The sequence below is a fragment of the Edwardsiella tarda ATCC 15947 = NBRC 105688 genome (genome assembly GCF_003113495.2).
GTDB lineage: Bacteria > Pseudomonadota > Gammaproteobacteria > Enterobacterales > Enterobacteriaceae > Edwardsiella > Edwardsiella tarda.
In genome coordinates, this window is the sequence record NZ_CP084506.1 from 3,291,110 (window position 1) to 3,307,754 (window position 16,645).

At 56.3% G+C, this 16,645-nt stretch carries 16 protein-coding genes; 6 read left to right on the forward strand and 10 right to left on the reverse strand.

The window, feature by feature from the left end:
* Positions 1-2: 2 nt before the first annotated feature.
* From narH to narI, 3 genes are read left to right on the forward strand one after another with little or no spacing between them, the layout of a single operon-like run.
* The gene (gene narH, locus DCL27_RS15280; protein ID WP_035599023.1) at positions 3-1,523 is read left to right on the forward strand and encodes a nitrate reductase subunit beta; all 1,521 of its coding nucleotides are present in this window, start codon (positions 3-5) and stop codon (positions 1,521-1,523) included.
* Positions 1,524-1,526: 3 nt separating this feature from the next.
* On the forward strand, positions 1,527-2,174 hold the full coding sequence (gene narJ / locus DCL27_RS15285) for a nitrate reductase molybdenum cofactor assembly chaperone (protein WP_035599025.1): 648 nt from the start codon (positions 1,527-1,529) through the stop codon (positions 2,172-2,174).
* Between the two features lie 10 nt (positions 2,175-2,184).
* Positions 2,185-2,865, forward strand: coding sequence for a respiratory nitrate reductase subunit gamma (gene narI, locus DCL27_RS15290; RefSeq protein ID WP_035599027.1), 681 nt, complete (start codon positions 2,185-2,187; stop codon positions 2,863-2,865).
* Between the two features lie 43 nt (positions 2,866-2,908).
* Here the strand turns inward: narI and sodC are convergent, their stop codons facing one another.
* A complete protein-coding gene (sodC, locus tag DCL27_RS15295; protein WP_035599029.1) occupies positions 2,909-3,436 on the reverse strand; it encodes a superoxide dismutase family protein in 528 nt (175 codons plus the stop codon).
* 111 nt (positions 3,437-3,547) lie between these two features.
* A complete protein-coding gene (locus DCL27_RS15300) occupies positions 3,548-4,471 on the reverse strand; it encodes a methyl-accepting chemotaxis protein (RefSeq protein ID WP_035599031.1) in 924 nt (307 codons plus the stop codon).
* A 903-nt stretch (positions 4,472-5,374) separates the two neighbouring features.
* On the opposite strand from DCL27_RS15300, the gene DCL27_RS15305 reads away from it, so the two are divergent.
* Complete coding sequence (locus DCL27_RS15305; protein ID WP_005280866.1) at positions 5,375-6,007, forward strand: outer membrane protein; 633 nt, start codon at positions 5,375-5,377, stop codon at positions 6,005-6,007.
* A gap of 75 nt (positions 6,008-6,082) precedes the next feature.
* On the opposite strand, the gene DCL27_RS15310 is transcribed toward DCL27_RS15305, so the two are convergent.
* Together DCL27_RS15310 and DCL27_RS15315 are read right to left on the reverse strand one after the other, a co-directional pair.
* The gene (locus DCL27_RS15310; RefSeq protein ID WP_035599034.1) at positions 6,083-7,372 is read right to left on the reverse strand and encodes an alpha/beta fold hydrolase; all 1,290 of its coding nucleotides are present in this window, start codon (positions 7,370-7,372) and stop codon (positions 6,083-6,085) included.
* Between the two features lie 55 nt (positions 7,373-7,427).
* Positions 7,428-8,339, reverse strand: coding sequence for an AraC family transcriptional regulator (locus DCL27_RS15315; RefSeq protein ID WP_005280860.1), 912 nt, complete (start codon positions 8,337-8,339; stop codon positions 7,428-7,430).
* A 209-nt stretch (positions 8,340-8,548) separates the two neighbouring features.
* On the opposite strand from DCL27_RS15315, the gene yqhD reads away from it, so the two are divergent.
* The gene (gene yqhD, locus DCL27_RS15320) at positions 8,549-9,706 is read left to right on the forward strand and encodes an alcohol dehydrogenase (protein WP_005297235.1); all 1,158 of its coding nucleotides are present in this window, start codon (positions 8,549-8,551) and stop codon (positions 9,704-9,706) included.
* A 62-nt stretch (positions 9,707-9,768) separates the two neighbouring features.
* Here yqhD and alr read toward each other — a convergent pair whose 3' ends face one another.
* The 6 genes from alr to DCL27_RS15350 all read right to left on the reverse strand — a co-directional run bounded on the left by alr (position 9,769) and on the right by DCL27_RS15350 (position 15,682).
* A complete protein-coding gene (gene alr / locus DCL27_RS15325; RefSeq protein WP_005280855.1) occupies positions 9,769-10,860 on the reverse strand; it encodes an alanine racemase in 1,092 nt (363 codons plus the stop codon).
* Between the two features lie 139 nt (positions 10,861-10,999).
* On the reverse strand, positions 11,000-12,412 hold the full coding sequence (dnaB, locus tag DCL27_RS15330) for a replicative DNA helicase (protein ID WP_005280852.1): 1,413 nt from the start codon (positions 12,410-12,412) through the stop codon (positions 11,000-11,002).
* Between the two features lie 179 nt (positions 12,413-12,591).
* Positions 12,592-12,978: a NirD/YgiW/YdeI family stress tolerance protein gene (locus tag DCL27_RS15335; protein WP_035597773.1), complete on the reverse strand. Its 387-nt coding sequence runs from the start codon at positions 12,976-12,978 to the stop codon at positions 12,592-12,594.
* Between the two features lie 356 nt (positions 12,979-13,334).
* Complete coding sequence (gene pspG / locus DCL27_RS15340) at positions 13,335-13,553, reverse strand: envelope stress response protein PspG (protein ID WP_005280846.1); 219 nt, start codon at positions 13,551-13,553, stop codon at positions 13,335-13,337.
* A gap of 219 nt (positions 13,554-13,772) precedes the next feature.
* Positions 13,773-14,810 (reverse strand): tRNA dihydrouridine(20/20a) synthase DusA, encoded by a 1,038-nt coding sequence (dusA, locus tag DCL27_RS15345; RefSeq protein ID WP_035597811.1) that lies wholly within the window; start codon positions 14,808-14,810, stop codon positions 13,773-13,775.
* Between the two features lie 161 nt (positions 14,811-14,971).
* Positions 14,972-15,682, reverse strand: a complete 711-nt coding sequence (locus DCL27_RS15350) for a hypothetical protein (protein ID WP_035597775.1) — start codon at positions 15,680-15,682, stop codon at positions 14,972-14,974.
* Between the two features lie 466 nt (positions 15,683-16,148).
* Here DCL27_RS15350 and zur point away from each other — a divergent pair, with 466 nt between their 5' ends.
* On the forward strand, positions 16,149-16,625 hold the full coding sequence (gene zur / locus DCL27_RS15355) for a zinc uptake transcriptional repressor Zur (RefSeq protein WP_005280839.1): 477 nt from the start codon (positions 16,149-16,151) through the stop codon (positions 16,623-16,625).
* Positions 16,626-16,645: the final 20 nt, after the last annotated feature.

The window sequence follows — 16,645 nt, forward strand, 5'->3', positions numbered from 1 at the left end:
AAATGAAAATTCGTGCACAGATTTCCATGGTGCTAAACCTCGACAAGTGCATCGGTTGTCACACCTGTTCGGTGGTGTGCAAGAACGTCTGGACCAGCCGTGAAGGTATCGAATACGGCTGGTTCAACAACGTCGAAACCAAACCCGGACGCGGTTTCCCCCGTGATTGGGAGGATCAGGAGAAGTGGCATGGCGGCTGGCAACGAACCGCCAGCGGGCTGACACCCCGTATGGGCGGCAAGCTGAGTCTGCTGGCCAAGATCTTTGCTAATCCCCATATGCCGTCGATCGAAGACTATTACGAGCCTTACTCGTTCGACTATGCCCATCTGCATACGGCCCCGGCCGGGGCGCGCCACCAGCCGACGGCACGGCCCTACTCACTGCTCACCGGCAAGACCCTAGAGAAGATCGAGGGGAGTGCCAACTGGGAGGACGATCTGGGCGGGGAGGCTCATGTCCGCCAGGGCGATCCGAACCTAGAGGGGTTGGACAAGCAGCTGTACGCTCAGTTCGAGCAGACCTTCATGATGTACCTGCCGCGGTTGTGCGAGCACTGCCTCAATCCCGCCTGCGTCGCCTCCTGCCCCAGCGGCGCCATCTACAAACGTGCCGAGGATGGAGTGGTACTGATCAACCAAGATCAGTGCCGTGGCTGGCGTATGTGTGTCAGCGCCTGCCCCTACAAGAAGATCTACTACAACTGGAAGAGTGGTAAATCGGAGAAGTGCATCTTCTGCTATCCACGTATCGAGGCGGGATTACCGACCCTGTGCTCGGAGAGCTGCGTCGGGCGTATCCGTTACATCGGCGTGATGCTGTACGATGCCGAGGCCATCCCCGATGCCGCCGCGGTAGAGGATCCGCACGAGTTGTACCAAGCGCAGATGCGACTATTCCTCGATCCACACGACGCGCAAGTGATCGAGCAGGCACGCCGCGACGGTATCAGCGACGATATCCTAGAACACGCCCAGCGCTCACCGGTCTACCGCCTGATCAAGGAGTGGCAACTGGCGCTACCTCTGCATCCCGAGTTCCGCACCCTGCCGATGGTCTGGTATGTGCCGCCCTTATCGCCGATCCGTTTCGACGATCAAACCTTGGCGACACCGCACGACATCCGTCTGGCGGAGTTGGAACAGATGCGAATTCCCATTCACTATCTCGCTAAGCTGTTGTGTGCCGGCGATCGCCAACCGGTTGAGCGCGCCTTGACGCGGTTGATCGCCCTCCGCCACTACCGCCGTAGTCTGCTCAGCCCACAGGCGCCGCAATGGCTACAACAGGCAGATCTGAGTAGTGAGCAAGCCGAGGCGATGTACCGCCTGCTGGCCCTGGCGCCCTACCATGAGCGCTTCGTCATCCCGACCGGCATGCATCAACCGGCGAGCGGCCATGAGTACATCGAGCATGGCAGTTGTAGCTTCAGCTTCAACACGCCGCACGATGTCGAGGGCACCAATTTGACCGGGTACCGCCCCGACGATCGTCTGGTCATCAACCTGCGGAGTAAGGAGTAAGCCATGCTAAGCCTGTTAATTGTGGCGCGCCTGCTGGAGTACCCCGATGAGGCGCTGTGGCAGGCACGTGACGAGCTGGAGAGTGCACTCACCCAGTGTCCCGAGTTGGCCGAGGCGGATCGTGCGCGGCTGGCCGACTTCATCCGCCATTACTATCACGCACCGCTGGCGACCCGCCAGAGTGAGTACGTCGCGCAGTTCGACCATACTCGACGCTGCGCCCTGTACCTCTGTGAACATCAGTTGGCCGAATCCAAGACCCGTGGCCAGGCGATGGTCAACATCCTCCAACACTATCAGCAGGCGGCGCTCAGTCCCGCGGTACGTGAGCTCCCCGACTATCTGCCAATGGTGCTGGAGTTTGCCTATCTACAGGATCAAACCACCCCCGGAGAGGGACTGCGTATCCTGACGCAGATCGTGGAGGTGGCGCAGATCCTCTACCGGCGCACGAAGGCGGGACGCTATGGTGTGCTGTTTCTGCTGCTGTTGCATCTCGCCGGACAGCAGGAGGATGCACAAGATGAGACGGTGACGGCGCCGGATATCGACGCTGAATGGGAGCGGGCACACGCGCCAGCCCGCGTCGAATTGCCCGCCCTGCCGCCCGAGCACGCGGCGACGGTGCATTATCTCAACCTGGGGCGATAAGGAGGATTGTATGTCTGCGCTATCCTATTTTTTATTTAACATCTACCCCTATATCGCCATCACGGTGTTAGTGCTGGGTTGCCTCTACCGCTTCGACTATGGTCAGTACACCTGGAAGAGTGGATCCTCGTTGCTGATGGCCAACGGCCGCTATAGCCGCTATGCCCTCAACCTGTTCCACGTCGGCATGTTAGGCGTCTTCTTCGGCCACGTCGTCGGCCTACTGACGCCACGCTCCTGGTATCAGGCCTATATCTCCGACCAGACCCACCAGATACTGGAGCTGATCGCCGGCAGCTTCTTCGGCACGCTGTTGTTGATCGGGGCGTTCATGCTACTGGCCCGCCGCCTGTTCAATCCCCGCGTGGCCGCCACCTCCTCCTTCTCTGACAAGCTGATCCTGACGCTGCTGGTGATCCAGATCTGCCTGGGCATGCTGACGATCCCGATCGATCTGCTGCATCCCTCTGGCACCACCCTACAGAGTCTGATCAGTTGGAGTCAGGGGATCGTCACCTTCCGTCCCGATCCGGCGCGTTATCTGCAAGGGGTCGACTGGCTGTTCAAGGTACATATGGTCCTAGGGCTGACCATCTTCCTCATCTTCCCCTTCACCCGTCTGGTGCATATTTGCAGCCTGCCGATCGGCTACGTACTGCGCCGCCGCCAGGTGGTGAAGACACTGCGTTAATCCTCGCGACGACGGCGCCCTCAGGCGCCGTCTACCCTGCGCGCTACTCGATCACGCCACAGGCCATGCGGGCACCGCCACCCCCTAACGCATGTGGGTGGTCGTCATAATTATCGCCCCCTGCATGCACCATCAATGCATGCCCTTTCAGTTGCGCCAGCGACTTCAAGCGTGGGGCCAGCACCGCGTAGTCTGCCGTGCCATCCGCGTTGACGACCAGCCCAGGTAGATCACCCAGGTGTCCGGCATCACTATACGGCCCCAAATGCTTGCCACGTTTCTCGGGGTCCCAATGCCCGCCCGCCATCAGCGCAGCAACCGGTTTGCCCTCTTTGGCCCCCGGCAGGCAGCTGGCGTTCTCATGCACATGAAAACCATGCACCCCCGGTGCTAAACCGTGGAGCTTGGGCGTCAACAACAGGCCATAAGGGGTTTCGCTGATGACCACCTCGCCGAGCGCCGCGCCGTCCCCCATGGTCGTCGCTTCCTTCAAGGGCACGGTGAGTGAGGCGGCATAGGCCGTTCCGCTCAATAATGCACCTACTATTGCCAATCCAATGATTTTATTCATTATATCCTCTCCTGCTTCTCGTGTTTTCCCTATACTCCCTAGCGCGATAACAATGAATAAATCATTTAATAACAAAACAATCAATCTATTTACATAATAATCGGAAGCCCGCTAACGGACTTCTCCACGCGGATCGGTGTCACCGATCAACACATCAATCCCTTCGATCACCGCCGCGCTGGCCGCCTCCATCTGCGCCAACGCCGACCTCATCGCCTCAAAATCTCCCGCCGCGAAGGCGGAGAGCGCTCGCTGACCCGAGCGATGTACCGCGGCATGGGGACGTTCTAATGCTCGGAAGGCGGGATGTTCACCGAATAGCTGTTGCCCCTCTCCGCCGTAGTACCATTTTCCCAAACGGCACGACTGATGATCATTCATCGTCGCTTGGCGATCTCGGTTAAAAAGATAATGGTAGACCTGATACTTCCAGATAATGTGATCCAGTTTGACCGTATTGAGGAACTGCTGAATGGCGATAGCGCGAATGATCTGCTGCATATAACCGGCACGCTCGATCACCTGCTCTAGTGACTGACGCGATTGCATCACCTCCCGCTGGATGTGATTGATCAACGCTTGAATGCTCGCCACGCTATCACAGACTTGGCCAGCGCGTTCGGCAATGGCGCGACTCAACCCAGCGATCTGGCTGGCATGCTGTTTCACCTCGCTCGCCAGATGCTTAATTTCTTTGACGATCACCGTAAAACCACGCCCCAATTCACCAACATGCGCCGCCTCAATCGCCGAGTTAATCGCTAATAAATTAGTTTGATTAGAGAGGCGATGAATATCCTCCACACTGTAATTAATCTCCGCCACCGTCTCTTGTAACGCCGCACTAATCTGGATTTCTTGCTGCGCGCGAGTGCCAATTTCCGCCACCAGCTTCTCCAACGCATGCATACTGTCGTAGGCTTGATGGTTCTTGGCATTCAGCGCGTCAATAACCTGCTGCTCCTGTTGCAAGCGTTCGCTGGAACTTAATAGGGTATTACGGATCGTAGTAATACTGTCGAGCCCGGAGAGCATACAATGGCATAAGGTATGTTCGTAGTCGGCAGGTGAATCGGGTAATGACGGCGGGAGGGTAGACAGCGCGCATTCGGTAGCGCTGTCGCCGTGATCGGTAGAAGCTGGCGGCGCCGTTATTATATCTGAGGTCGCAAATAAATTTATTATTTTCTTATACATATCATTCCCTAACTGGATATTTATCAGCGATGGTTAATAAAATGATTATCCTTTGATTATGCTGTATAAATAATCATCAGCCAGCGCCGCTGTCAATCAATCCAGGTGTGAAATGAAGTGCTGTTAATCGCATATTGAGTACATCACTTGGAATCTCCTGTATTAACAAAAATCAGGCCTCTCCTATCAGCAATTTCCTCGTAATCAATCGCACTATTTATCGTTTTATTTTTCACTTACTCCGGAGTGGCGCACAAATTGTGTACGCGCTTCTCCACACGGCCTTAAGCTGTGGCACCATACAACATACTCCTCATCACCCGTGCCATTCGCTGACCTCGCATCACGACGATTCTTTCTACATAAACGGCGGACATCCACATAATTGCACTGATGCAAATTCGTACAATCTAATTTCTTAAAATTATATGAAAGTTATTTTCATAGCCTAATAGACTAACTCCGCGCCCTTAATCCTCAGACTATGATAGGTCTCATGTGGATAAATTATCACCAGCCGTCAACTCGTTAGTTAGAATAATCCTAGGAATGAGGCATATTATTTTTAACTAAAGCTAAACGCTCGATACACTTTATTTTTTATCATTGATTTTATTGAATAAAAATAATTTCAATTTTTAGATTTTGCTGGCTATCATTATCAGGCGTGTTCTTTTTTTGTGACATAGGTCACTTGCTAGCGCCTCTGTCACGCAAAGACTAATAATTCAGGAATCCATCATGAAAGCATTTACTAAACTGGCTCTGTTCGTCGGTCTGGTTTCCGGCGCCACCCTGGCTAACGCCGCTGGTCTCGATAACACGGGCTACTATGCCGGTGCCAAAATGGGTATCAGTGCCGAGCATCTGTTCAATCAGGACGACGTCGACGGTCATGGCATGAGCAACGATAACAAGGGCGTCGGTAACGCCGGCCTCGTTTTCGGTTATAACTTCGCCAACCAGTTTAACCTGCCGGTACGCGCCGAGTTGGATTACACCTTCCGTGCTCATGCGACCTCTAGCCACACCAACGATCAGGGTATGACCAACGACAGCCGTCTGGGCCTGCAGACCCTGATGGTGAACGGTTACTACGACATCAAGACCGGAACCGACTTCACGCCGTATATCGGCGCCGGCATCGGTTATGCGAACGTCAGCCTGAAAAATGATCTGGACGGCGACAACGTACAGAGCAACAGCAACAACTTCGCCTGGAGCGTCGGCACTGGGGTGATCTACAACGTGAATCCGCGTCTGGATCTGGACCTGGGCTACAAATACCTGGACGCAGGCAAAGCCACCGCGGGTAACTCCCAAGCTAAAGTGGCCACCCACGACTTCACCCTGGGTGTGAACTACTACTTCTAATCGACCGGCCCACAGCCGCCTCATGCGGCGAACGGTGCCCGGTAACGAAAAACGGCTCCCTGAGGGAGCCGTTTTTTATGCCGCGAAGACGCCGCGTTCAGCCATCATCGTCCGCAGCCGAGCAAATACCGGCCCGACACGTAGACCATTATGCTCATACTCGCTGGTGATCCACGTCTGCAGATTACCGATTTGCGCCGCACTCTCCAGCGACAATGTCACATCGACATACATATCATGGTAATACACCGCCGCCATCACCGGCACCGTGTTATCACGCAGTCGCTCGACATCATACAACGCGGGCCAGGACTCACGCTCGGCCAGTAATGCCGCCGCCGCCCGGAAGGGACGCAGGGACTGCATCTGTTCGAACATCCAGGGATAGATCATCTCACCACTCAGCAAGGGAGCGCTAAGCTGTGGCGAGAAGGCTGGCAAGGTATCGCGTACCCGTTGCGCGGCCCAGCGGGTCGCGCCGCTGGTGGCATCGGCGTAGATGCTCTCATGCAACACGGCATACAACGGATTATCGGCGAAGCCGCTACGCTGCATCACCTGGTTAAGGAACGTATCACTCAGCTCCCCTTCAGCATTGAAGGCCTCGTCGAACAACCACAACAGACGCTCCTCGCCTTCGCTCATCCCCAGATCCAATCCCAAGGTCAACAGGCGCTCTACGCTGAGCAGATCACCATCGGGTAGGTAGACGGCCTGCTCACGCAGCAACGCAACGATACGGTCGAGTTGCGCGCGCGCCTGGGGATAACGGCTAAAGAAGTTTTGGTTACGCCGTGCCAGCTGACGATAGGTCGCCGCATAGAGACGCTCGGCGTTGGGAACCATCGCCGGCAGACCGCCGGTGATGTAACAGGCGTGTAGCCCCTGTGGCGCGAGAGAGAGATAACTCAGCGTAATGAAGCCACCATAGCTCTGACCTAGCGTCGTCCAAGGGCGGCCACCAAAACAGTGTAAACGCAGGTATTCCGCATCATGCACAATGGCGTCTGCCCGGAAATGGCTTAGATATTCCGCCGCCTGTGATGGGGTCATATCGCGTAATGTGCTGGCTTCGACTCGACTGCTGTTACCCGTGCCACGCTGATCCATCAGGATCACCCGGTAATCACGCAACGCCTCAGCCAACCAGCCGCTACGGCTGGTCGGACGCGGGCACTTGCCGCCTGGCCCACCTTGTAAAAATAACAGGCAAGGTAACGCCTCCGTTGCGTGCTCCAAGCCGCACAACTCACGGGCGAAGAGGGTGATACGCCGCCCATCATCGGGATGATGCCAATTCAGCGGCACCTCGACACGGTATTCACGCACCGCCATGCCCGGTAGCGTAAACGCTCGTTCAATCATCTTAAGACACTCCTTGGCTGGCGGGACGCCGCACAGTGCCGGTCCGCGCCTTAGCTTACAGTTCCGCGATGGGTAAACCGCCGTTGCGATAGCGGCTCGCCTGATCGCTAGGGGTATTGCCGAAAAATCGTTTGTATTCACGGCTGAACTGCGACGGGCTCTCATAACCGACACGATTCGCCGCCGTGCTGGCCTTCAAGCCATCATGCAGGATCATCATGCGCGCCTTATGTAGACGATAAGATTTAATGTACTGCAACGGTGAGGTCGCCGTCACCGCCTTAAAATTATGGTGAAATGACGAAATACTCATATTGACCGACTGAGCCAAACTATCGATGTTCAGGCTACGGGCATAGTTTTGTTCGATCATCCGCAACGCCTTGGCGATCTGGCTAAAGTGGCTGTGGCGACTCGCCAAGGCGAATAAGGCATCGCCGCCCGCGCCGCATAGGGCGTGAAACAACATTTCACGCACGATCTGGGGGCCGAGCACGCGTGCCTGTAACGGCGTTTCCATCACCTCGACCAGGCGCTCGCAAGCGCACAACATCGCCTCATCCAACGCCACCGAACGTACGCCATCGGCATGTGGGCGCCCGCTCGTGTGCAACCCATCGCCGATATCCATCAGCAAATCTTGCAACATTTGCATGTCAACCCGCAGCGCCAGACCGATCAACGGCTCCTCTGGGGTGGCGAACGTCTCGCATTCGCACGGTAACGGTAGCGTCATCAGCAGATAGTTACTGGGATCGTAGTGAAATACTCGCTCCCCTAAATAGCCGACTTTACGCCCCTGCAATATAATGATCAGGCTCGGCTGATACATGACCGGCGTACGCGGTTGATGTTCATTGACATAGATGAGGTTAACATGCTCGACCGGTGAAGGCTTGACCCCCGGTTGCTGATGCAGGTGTTGTACCTGCGCGGCCAACTGTTTCCATCTATCGTCGATAACCATGTAACGCTCCCATCCGTTCTACTTAATTTGGCAATGATTTTGCCATTTTGATACGTTTTTCTACAGTGCTTTGCAGGAATAGGCAAACAACCAACAGAATTGGGCATTGAGCCGACTGCCCGAGGCGCTCACAATAACACTCAAATCACATCCCGGTGCTGATGCCGGACATATTCATGCTTTTTAGCAATACGAGTGAGGGTTGCATCATGGAAAACTTTGTTCTTCACACCCCGACGAAGATCCTGTTTGGTCAGGATCAGATTGCCAAGCTGCGCGACGAAATCCCGGAACAGGCACGCGTCCTGATTACCTACGGTGGGGGGAGTATCAAGCGTAACGGCGTGTTGGATCAGGTTCACGCCGCATTACATGGTCGCCAGGTCTTTGAGTTCGGTGGTATCGAACCAAACCCACACTACGAGACCCTGATGCAGGCGGTCGAGATGGTGCATAACGAGAAGATCGACTATCTGCTGGCTGTGGGCGGCGGTTCTGTCATCGACGGTACCAAGTTCATCGCCGCCGCCGCCGATTACGTCGGTGATCCGTGGCATATCATGGAAACCGTCGGTAGCGATGTCAGTCGCGCTATTCCGCTAGGCGTGGTGCTCACCCTGCCGGCGACCGGATCCGAGATGAACATGGGGGCGGTGATCACCCGTAGCGAGACCGGCGACAAACTGCACTTCATGTCGCCGCATGTCATGCCACGCTTCGCCATCCTCGATCCGCAGGTGACTTATACGCTACCACCGCGTCAGATCGCCAACGGGGTGGTCGATGCCTTTGTCCACATCGTCGAGCAGTACCTGACCTATCCGGTGGATGCCCGCGTGCAGGATCGCTTCGCCGAGGGGCTGCTGTTGACGCTGATCGAAGAGGGACCGCGCGCGCTGCAAGATCCCGAGAATTATGCGGTACGTGCCAACATCATGTGGTGTGCCACCATGGCGCTCAACGGCCTGATCGGCGCTGGGGTGCCGCAAGACTGGTCGACACACATGCTTGGCCACGAGCTGACCGCGATGCACGGGCTAGATCACGCCCAGACCCTGGCCATCGTATTGCCGAACGTATTACAACTGCAGCGTGAGAAGAAACATGCCAAGTTGTTGCAGTACGCCGAGCGTGTCTGGAACATCCGCAGCGGCAGCGACGAAGAACGCATCGATGCCGCCATCGCCGCCACCCGCGCGTTCTTCGAGCAGATGGGAGTTAAGACCCGCCTGAGCGACTATGGCCTGGATGGCAGCAGCATCCCTGCCCTGCTCGATAAGCTACAGGCGCACCAGATGACTGCCCTGGGGGAACATGGCGACATCACGCTGGAGCAGAGCCGTCAGATCTACCTGGCGGCGCGCTAAGCGAGTACGCCAAACGCAACGGGCCGGCAATTGCCGGCCCGTTCTTTTTTTCTCTCGACCTCTCACGCCTCGTCGCCGATATACTCCATCGCGACGCGTGAGGTTAGCTTAGTGATCAGCTCATAGGCGCTGATACCGGTACAAGCCGCGACCTTCTCAACCGGCAATCCCGGCCCCCACATGATCACCTTATCACCCACGCGATCCTGGGCCTGCGGCCCCAGATCGACGGAGATCATGTCCATCGATACCCGCCCGACGATCGGCACCTCGCGCCCATTGATCAGCACAGGCGTTCCCGACGGCGCGCTACGCGGGTAACCGTCACCATAACCGATCGCGACCACGCCGAGACGCGTATCACACTCAGCCACCCAAGTACCACCATAACCAACCGGCTCGCCAGCCTTATGCTCGCGCACCGCGATCAGGCTAGACTGCAGGGTCATCGCCGGCTGGAGACCATAATGGTCGGCGGCCAAGGCCAGATCCGCCTGCGGTGAGACGCCGTACAGGATGATCCCTGGACGTACCATGTCGCGATGCGACTGTGGCCACAGCAGGATGCCACCGGAGGCGGCAATCGACTGGTCGCCCGGCTTACCTTGGACAAAGGCATCAAAGCAGGCCATCTGGGCCTCGGTTCGTCCACACTGTGGCTCATCGGCACGACTGAAGTGACTCATAAAGTTCACTGGCTGTGCCACGTTGGGACAGGCACACAACCGCTGGTAGAAGGCCTCCGCCTGTTCCGGGCGTACCCCAAGGCGATGCATACCCGTATCCAGCTTCATCCATACCTTAACCGGGCGCTCCAACTGGGCTTGTTCCAAGGCCTGCAACTGCTCTTCGCTGTGCACCGCGGTTTCAATGTTATTAGCCACCAGGACCGGTAGATCACTGGCGGAGAAAAAGCCCTCCAACAGCAGGATCGGTTTGACGATCCCACCGGAGCGCAGCATCAGGGCTTCACCGATACGCGCCACGCCATAGCAGTCGGCCTGATGCAGGGTATTGGCGGTCTCCAACAGACCGTGTCCATAGGCATTGGCCTTCACCACGGCGATAAGACGGCTGTGCGGCGCAAACGAGCGGATCTGCTGAAAGTTATGTCGCAGAGCGCGGCGATCAATGAGGGCGGTTGCCGCTTTCATGTTGCTTCCTTGATTCCATTAATGAGCTGAGTTGACTATCGGGTCGGGCATTCGGCGCCCGGCTCATGAAATTATTCCCCCGGGCGGCACGCGCGCCTACCTGGGGTGGATGCATCTGGCCGCCTAGGCGATCAGGCGATTAATCTTCATCGTTGTAGGCCGGGCCGGCGTAGTTATCGAAGCGCGACCATTGGCCATTAAAGGTCAGACGTACCGTGCCGATCGGGCCGTTACGCTGCTTTCCGAGGATGATCTCGGCGATCCCTTTGAGATCGCTGTTCTCGTGATAGACCTCATCACGGTAGATAAACATAATCAAGTCGGCATCCTGCTCGATGGAGCCCGATTCACGCAGGTCAGAGTTAACCGGGCGCTTATCGGCACGTTGCTCCAACGAACGGTTAAGCTGCGATAGCGCCACCACCGGGACCTGCAACTCTTTGGCCAATGCCTTGAGGGAGCGAGAAATCTCGGCGATCTCCAGGGTGCGGTTATCCGACAGCGACGGCACGCGCATCAGTTGCAGGTAGTCGATCATGATCAGGCTAAGACCATCATGCTCACGGAAAATACGACGCGCACGCGAACGCACCTCCGTCGGTGTCAGGCCGGAAGAGTCGTCAATATACATATTGCGCTTCTCCAACAGCAGCCCCATGGTACTGGAGATGCGAGCCCAATCTTCGTCGTCCAACTGACCGGTACGGATGCGTGTCTGATCGACTCGCGACAACGAGGCCAACATACGCATCATGATCTGTTCGCCGGGCATCTCCAGGCTGAAGATCAGCACCGGTTTCTCTTGGGTCATCGCCGCGTTTTCGCACAGGTTCATCGCGAAGGTGGTTTTCCCCATCGACGGACGTGCCGCCACGATGATCAGATCCGACTTTTGCAACCCGGCGGTCTTCTTATCCAGATCTTGGTAACCGGTGGAGACCCCGGTCACCCCATCATGCGGACGCTGATACAGTTGCTCGATGCGCGAGACGGTATCTTCCAGGATGCGGTCGATGCTCTTCGGCCCCTCATCCTTGCTGGCGCGGTTCTCGGCGATCTGAAACACGCGCGACTCCGCCAGATCCAGCAGATCCTCGCTGCTGCGCCCCTGTGGATCGTAACCCGCATCGGCGATCTCGTTGGCAACGGCGATCATCTCGCGCACCACCGCCCGTTCACGCACGATGTCAGCATAGGCGTTAATGTTGGCAGCGCTGGGGGTGTTCTTCGCCAGCTCGGCCAGATAGGCGAAACCACCGACACTCTCCAGGTGGCCCTGCTGCTCCAGCGATTCGGAGAGGGTGATCAAATCGATCGGCCGCCCCAGCTCCAACAAGCGCTGCATCTCACCGAAGATCAGACGATGTGGACGGCTATAAAAGTCATTGCTCACCACGCGCTCGGCCACATGATCCCAGCGTTCGTTATCCAGCATTAGACCGCCCAGAACGGACTGTTCAGCCTCCAGAGAGTGCGGAGGTAGCTTGAGGCCCTCCATCTGGCGATCGCGGGGGGTCTCGCGGGATTTATTGCCGGGATTGTTACCTGCCATAGTGGGAATGCTTTACCTGTTGTGAGCCGTAGACGCGCGACAGTATAACCAATGCCAGCGCCGGACGCATGGAGTAAGTCGTAAGCAAGGACGAGAGAACGGATACCGCGGAGGAAGAGTCCGCACCGAATGGCGCGGACAGGTTAGCATGACGAAGTATACTCGGTGTCGCGCCGAGATCAGCGCAACACCTCCACACGATCGACATCGACGCTGACGCGCTCGGCGATATCCTTATCCACCGAGCCATACAGGCGTAGACGTGTCTGTGGCGTGGCATTCACGCCCCACCATACCTCCTGATCGATCTCGACCATCACATCGCCCTTAGCGTCCTGCAACAGATAATGCTGCCCACCGAGGCGGCTGACAATATGCCCCTCTAAAACGACCGGTTTATCATCCTGCATCCAACTATAACCATTAATCTCGGCGCTACTCACCGCCCCCATAACCGGACCGCTAAATCCGCCTAGGCTATAATTTTGCGTCATATTGTTGGTAAATGCGGCGCTAGCATTCATGCTAACCAGCAAGACGAATGCGCAGAGGATAAACCTATACATAGCTATCATTGAAATCCTATTTTTAGATTAATAACAAGACAATGCGATTATCTCTGCTCCTTCTTAAAAAATTATTAAGTCGTAAGCTGAAAGTGGCGGGAATAATCCGATTTTAGTGTCATGAAAATAAGTACTACAGCCAACCATGACAGTTAGAAGAGTAAAATAATGGGGAGAATGACACGAGCCAATCATCTATAAAATGATCTACGGCCAATGGTACTTATTAGTACCCAGAGAAAATACTATTGAATAAACCTATTTTATAAATTAATTAATAAAGGCGAGGGTGAAGACTGAATATCCGTGTCATAACGAAAATCGGTGCGCCCCGGCCAACGCCCAGGCGCCCGTCATTAACGAGATTGTTGCGGTTTCTGCCAGGCGCGATACAGCCATACCGCCACCAGGATCAAGGCCAACCAGGGCAACACCTTGATCGCCAGCACGAATAGGCCTCCGAACAACCAAAACAGAATGGAGAACACCGCCAACACGACGATCACGCCCAGCAACGAGATGCCGGCCAGCAGCATCAACACAAAGAATCCCAGAAACATCATCACTTCAAACATCGCACGCTCTCCAGTTGGCGTCCTCAGATATCATGACCGGATAAATTCAAGAATCGTGCCAAGCTGGATATATTCATTAACTCATTGAGTTAACAAGTATCTACTCGACATGCGCGCGGCAGCGTGCCGCTGATCATGGTCAGACTCACCAATGATTAGGCAATTTGACTCGCCCTCATACGCCCCGTTCAGTCTGGGGCGCACATGGGATGCGGCGGGTTACTCCCCCCGCCGCTCGACGAAACGCAGCGCCTGTTCGACCACCGCGATATCCGCCCCCGGACGATGAGCGTTCTCACTCAGGTGACGGCGCCACTGGCGTGCCCCCGGGATCCCCTGGAACAACCCGAGAATATGGCGGGTAATGTGCCCCAGATACGTTCCCTGGGCGAGTTCACGCTCGATGTAGGGGTAGAGCGCGCGTACCACCGCGATGCTGTCGGGCACCGCCGCTGTCGCATCGAATAACTGGCGATCGACCTGCGCCAACATCCCGGGGTTATGATAGGCCTCACGTCCCACCATCACGCCGTCGACATGGCACAGATGCGCCTGCGCCTCCGCCAGGCTCTTCACGCCGCCGTTGATGGCGATGGTCAACTGGGGAAAGTCCTGTTTGAGGCGATACACCCGCGGATAATCCAGCGGCGGCACCTCACGATTCTCCTTGGGACTCAGCCCCGACAGCCATGCCTTGCGCGCATGGACGATGAAGGTGTCACACTCCCCTTGCCCGGTAACGGTACCGATAAAGTCGCACAGAAACGCATAACTGTCCTGCTCGTCGATGCCGATACGGGTCTTGACCGTCACCGGGATCGATACCACGTCGCGCATCGCCTTGACACAATCCGCCACCAGCTGCGCCTCGCCCATCAGGCAGGCGCCAAAACGCCCATTCTGTACCCGATCCGATGGGCAGCCGACGTTAAGGTTGATCTCATCATAACCACGCGCCTCGGCCAACGCCGCGCAACGGGCCAGATCCGCCGGATTGCTGCCGCCCAATTGCAGCGCCAGCGGATGCTCCGGCTCGCTATAGGCCAGATAGTCACCCTTACCGTGGATAATCGCGCCGGTGGTCACCATCTCGGTATACAGCAATGTCTGACGACTCAGTAAACGATGAAAGTAGCGGCAATGACGATCGGTCCAATCGAGCATCGGCGCGATGGAGAAACGCTGAGAAGGAAATTCACCCGAGCCCTGACGCTCACGGGATACGGTCGCTGGTTCAATCTGTTGTGCCTGAGTCATTACTCGCTGTCTTCCACTATCATGCAAAGCCTAATTGCCTACCGCCGCCTGACGGTGCCGGATTCCGCCCGGGGATCGCGCGGGCGGCGATTCTAGCATATCCGCACAGAAAAACCGCAGCCTGCACATACCCAACACGCTAACGCCTTGCCGCCAACACCTCAGCCCCCCGCGCTGCCAGCAAGCGGTGGCTCGCTCCACGCATCCACGCACGCTTCGCCATACGCCTCGCTCGGTAATAGAAAAATCTCCCGGATCAGATCGGTGCGATTAGGATCGAGCCCCAACTTTTTACTCAGGGCTCGCTTGCAGTAGACCACCGCCTGTTCATGCATCCCTAACAGACGAGCGGTAGTGGTGATGTTATTACGGTAATAGAGACTGATGAGTACCGAGGCTTCACGTAGCGTCACGCCCCGCTGATACAACGTCATAAAACCGAAAGCATTCAGACGTTCCCGTAGCGAGCTACGCCCTCCACGAGAGGCGGACACGCCACGCGAATACGGCAAAAAACACAGATCCAACGGGTGAAAACTACGACGCTGGGTATGACGATGAAAGGCATCGTAGCTAAAGGCGTAGGTCCCGGGGAAAAACTGACTGACCAGATGGGTTAAATAGCTTTCCCGTCGATTAATGATAATCACCGGTAGCATGCTGTGCCGACGGATATCATCCATGCCGTGCAATAAGCGTTCACGGCGCCAGTCCGTCATCAACAGCATGCCGGATGATTCGGCGCGATCCACGAATTCAGGCAACAGGGAAAGATCCGTTAGTTGAATAATCGTAGAGTGTGGCTGGTAAATTGCGCAGATTGCCTGGCGTAAAGGCCAACTCTCGATCGCCACGATAATATCCATATCCATTATTATCCTTTCCGTCGTCTGCGCATCGCGGGCGATCGTGCGGCGCTAGAGGTCCACCGCTAGACCTCTCTATCTATTTATCGCTCCGATCAATAATGTCAGTCCACCCCAGCCAACACTCAGCGGGCCCAGTCAAAAACCGACATTCATTTAGAACAGGAAAAATTACCCTGTCATCCAGTACGCGTCTGCCCATCCGGCGAAATAGCAACGATATTTAGGACAAGAAAACAACAAGGCTGACCCTCAACCGGCAACCCCTACAACCCCTACAACCCCTACAACCCCGGGGTGTAAGTTTATTGAGGTTCTTTATGCGAGGGGTGGACTTAAATACTAGCGGTGATATTCCAACCTCATCACGCGGCCGTGGCGTAGCAGATGTCACCTAGACAAAGGCGCCCATTACGAGACAGGCCCTAATTGTGGTAAAATCACGGTACGCTACTGGCAGGAAACCGCACTCATGACCACCCCAAATTTGCAGCGACTGTTAACCCAAGCCGAGCAGCTCTGTCGGCAGAGGAATGTCCGCCTCACGCCACAGCGGATGGAGGTACTACGCCTCATGGCCGCCCAGCAAGGCGCCATCAGCGCCTATGATCTGCTCGATCTGCTGCGTGTCTCCGAACCTCAAGCCAAGCCGCCGACTATTTATCGGGCGCTCGACTTCCTGCTGGAACAAGGCTTCATCCACAAGATCGAATCCACCAATAGCTACGTGATGTGCCACCACCTCGACGAACCGAGCCACATCTCGGCGTTACTCATCTGCCACCGCTGCGGTCAAGTGCATGAGCGTCCAGCCGATGCCCTGCAACAGCAACTGGCACTACTGGCACAACAGGCGGGATTTAGCGTGCAGCACAGTGTGATCGAGGCACATGGCCTCTGTCAGGCCTGTGCGCAACAGCCGGCAGAGACAGAGCCCGCGTCACACTAATCCCGCGTCTCCCGCCTCCT